The organism is uncultured Agitococcus sp., from assembly GCF_937920075.1.
Taxonomy (GTDB): Bacteria; Pseudomonadota; Gammaproteobacteria; order Pseudomonadales; family Moraxellaceae; genus Agitococcus.
In genome coordinates, this window is sequence record NZ_CALETI010000366.1 from 1 (window position 1) to 3,051 (window position 3,051).

General features: G+C 43.0%; 2 protein-coding genes. One reads left to right on the plus strand and one right to left on the minus strand.

Annotation, left to right across the window (positions count from 1 at the left end):
- Nucleotides 1-49: 49 nt before the first annotated feature.
- Nucleotides 50-874: a metal-dependent hydrolase gene (locus Q0212_RS12480; protein ID WP_297926003.1), complete on the plus strand. Its 825-nt coding sequence runs from the start codon at nt 50-52 to the stop codon at nt 872-874.
- Between the two features lie 51 nt (nt 875-925).
- Here the strand turns inward: Q0212_RS12480 and leuA are convergent, their stop codons facing one another.
- Nucleotides 926-2,650, minus strand: coding sequence for a 2-isopropylmalate synthase (gene leuA, locus Q0212_RS12485; RefSeq protein ID WP_297926005.1), 1,725 nt, complete (start codon nt 2,648-2,650; stop codon nt 926-928).
- Between the last annotated feature and the right edge of the window lie 401 nt (nt 2,651-3,051).

Genomic DNA, 3,051 nt, shown 5'->3' on the forward strand with positions numbered 1-3,051 from the left:
GTCGCTATTGCAAGGTAAAATACGCTATTAATCTAAAGGTGCTGTGTTAATGCCGTCTTTTCCTGTTCGCCGTAGCCGTTTTCAAGTCACTCCGAGTTTAGCAAGACATTATGTTGTTGGACGTTCGCCGCTAATAGCGCATTTGTTAACGGCGTTATCTGCCACATTTCCTGCGGGTGAGCGTTTTTTTATTGATAGTATGCGTAGTGTTCGTGACCAAGTGACGGATGAGCAACTACAAGAGCAAATTTCAGCATTTATTGGTCAAGAGGCAATGCACTCCCAAACCCATGCTCAATTGAATAAAGCTTTAAATGCGGCGGATTATAATTTAGAGGCATTTCATCAATATATTATCAATAGTACCAACTCTCTTAGAGCCTGTTCATTGCGCCGACAATTAGGCACAACAGTGGCCTTTGAACATTTTACCGCAATGATTTCAGGTTATTTGTTGGAGCATTCTGCGTTGTTGCAGGGCTTAGACGAAAATATGCAGCAATTATGGTTATGGCATGCGGTCGAGGAAATTGAGCACAAAAATGTCGCTTTTGATGTGTATCAGTATGTCTTTGCGGCAAAAGATGAGCAAGGAAGTTTGGCGCAACGTCGGCGTAGTATGCGCAGTGCTTCAAGATCGTTTAGTTTAGGGTGGGCAACAATGACTTTAAGCTTGTTGTGGCAAGATCGTCAGCAAAGTTTTAGCTCACCACAACAAGTGAAGTTGTTGTTGGCGGATGTGGCTCAAATTGCTTTAATGGCGATTCGTTTATTGCCTGAATATCTCGCTTTTTATCAAGCAGATTTTCACCCTAGTCAGTGTAGTCATCAAGAATTGTTGGCTGAGTGGAAAGGGAAGTTGGGGTTGGTGTAGTGTTTAGACTCAAGTCATCCAATTAAGATTGAATGACTTGAGCCAAGAAAATCAACCCACTTTACTAGCCAAATTTTGCCCCATCACACGGTTTGCACCGCTAATCAACGCTTTTACCGATGCGGTAATAATATTGCTATCAATACCAACACCATACTGACTGGCAGTTGTGCCATGTTGGCTCACCTCAATAAAAGCACTGGCTTGAGCATGAGAACCTTCATTGCTCCCTCTCCCAGTGGGAGAGGGTTGGGGTGAGGGGATGTTAATCGAACGCTCTTCATAACTACGCACTTGAATATGAATACCTGCATGTTGCAAGGCATTGACGCTGGCATCAATTGGGCCATTACCATGACCTGTCAAAATTTGGGTTGTGCCATTAATATTTAACACCAAACGAATGCCTTGTTGCTTGTCATGCTCAAACAAATGATGTTCTTGATACGCAATACTGGCTTGTTGATTTAAATAAGTTTGGTCAAACAATTGCCAAATATCGTTGGCATTGACTTCACAACCATGTTGGTCGGTATGCTGTTGTACCACACCCGAAAATTCCACTTGCAAACGACGTGGCATGACAATGCCATAGCTGTTTTCTAACAAGTAGGACACGCCACCTTTACCTGATTGGCTATTCACCCGAATCACCGAATCATAACTACGGCCAACATCGGCAGGGTCAATCGGTAAGTAGGGCATATTCCAATAACTATCGGCTTGCTGCGCGGAAAAACCTTTTTTAATCGCATCTTGGTGTGAACCCGAAAACGCGGTAAAGACCAAATCACCGACATACGGATGACGTGGATGCACAGGCAATTGCGTGCAGTATTCAACAGTACGTGCTACCGAATTAACATCCGAAAAATCTAAATTGGGACTAATGCCTTGGCTATATAAATTTAATGCCAAGGTCACTAAGTCAACATTACCTGTACGTTCACCATGACCAAACAAACAGCCTTCCACACGTTCTGCACCTGCCATCAATGCCAATTCGGTGGCGGCAACGGCTGTGCCACGGTCATTATGTGGATGGACACTGATAATCACGCTATCACGACGGGCTAAATAACGGTGCATCCACTCAATTTGGTCGGCATAAACATTAGGTGTGGCCACTTCTACCGTCGCAGGCAAGTTTAAAATCACTTTGTTGTCTGGCGTTGCTCCCCATGTTTTCGTGACGGCATCACACACTTGTTTAGCAAAGTCTAACTCGGTGGCGGTAAAGGTTTCTGGGCTGTATTCCAATTGCCATTGTGTGTCTGGTTGTGCAGCGGTTAACTCTTTGATTAAAGCCACGGCATTTACAGCCATCGTCACCACTTCATCTTTACTCATGTTAAAGACCACATCGCGGAACGGTTGAGAGGTGGCATTGTAAACATGGACAATGGCTTTTTTAGCTCCACGCAACGATTCAACGGTACGACGAATCAAATGTTCACGCGCTTGAGTTAAGACAATAATCGTCACGTCATCAGGAATATGACCATCTTCAATCAAGGTGCGGACAAAATCAAAATCGGTTTGTGAGGCAGAAGGAAACGCCACTTCAATCTCTTTAAAACCAATCGCACACAACATCTTAAACATTTGCATTTTGCGTTCGCCATTCATTGGCTCAAACAACGATTGATTACCATCACGCAAATCAGTGCTCATCCAAATGGGGGCATGAGTGATGGTTTGGCTTGGCCATTGGCGATTGGGCAAATTAATGGCAGGAAAAGCACGGTATTTAGTCGCAGGATTTTTTAACATGATGGCATCTCGTTTAAGCCTCACACTGTTTGTTTAGTTCTCTCTCCCTTTGGGAGAGAGCTAGAGTGAGGGTAATTAATTTTTCATTGCTTGTATGATAAATAAAACTCAAGAGCAGAGGATTGCGAAATAAGGCTTAATTTGCAGCTTTTAATGAGAGATATAGCTAAAAATAGGTTTTTATTGAAATATTATTGCGTAAATATATTTTTTGTTGGTAGGATGGGTTGATTTTTAACTGTTCTTTGTTTTGATAAGAAAGTTCCCTCTCCTAAATTAGGAGAGGGCTAGGGTGAGGTCTTTAAGAGTAACCCCCTCCCAACCTCCCCCTAAATTAGGTGGAAGAGTATTCATTGAAAGGTAATTTAAAATGCACAGATCGGAAGAGCGTCGTGTAGGGAAAG

What these genes read in the sequence shown, in the direction of transcription:
- Q0212_RS12480 (WP_297926003.1), top strand. Translation starts at nt 50, where the DNA reads ATGCCGTCTTTTCCTGTTCGCCGTAGCCGTTTTCAAGTCACTCCGAGT.